This is a genomic window from Vibrio sp. 970 (genome assembly GCF_033339075.1).
Genome location: NZ_JAWOTW010000618.1, coordinates 1 through 573, shown reverse-complemented (window position 1 = coordinate 573; position 573 = coordinate 1). Strand labels below are relative to the sequence as shown.

Here is a 573-nt window from a genome sequence, read left to right as displayed (position 1 = left end):
TAGGGATTGCTCTAGGCTCACTGGCTTGCAACTGGATCTCAAATCATCGAATCGAAGTGGGCATCGTGCCAATCGGTGCCTTAGGCATCACCATCTTCGGTTACTTAATGGCGACATCAGTACCAACTGAGCTACCTGAGTTCGCAAACTTCATTGAATTTGTTCGTTTCGAGCCTTTCTGGCCTCTGTTTTTCTATCTGCTCATGATAGGAGCATCGGGCGGATTATTTATCGTCCCACTGTATGCCTTAATGCAGCATCGAGCGAAGGAGACTGAACGAGCGCAAGTGATAGCAGGTCTGAATATCTTTAACTCACTATTTATGGTGGGCAGCGCGATCCTTGGCATTATATGCCTAAGCGTAGTAGAGATGAGTATTCCACAATTGTTTGCGCTTCTTGCAGTGCTTAACTTCTTAGTCGCGGCATATATCTTTCTACAAATCCCGATTTTTGTGGTTCGCTTTGCAATGTGGATGCTCACGCACACCATCTATCGTGTTAAACACAAAAATCTGCACAACTTACCTGAGCATGGTGGTGCATTGATTGTGTGCAATCATGTGAGCTACA

At 45.4% G+C, this 573-nt stretch carries 1 pseudogene; it reads left to right on the top strand.

Features of this window, described 5'->3' with window-relative positions:
* Nucleotides 1-573, top strand: a pseudogene (locus R7Q11_RS28215) (MFS transporter); the annotation flags it as partial.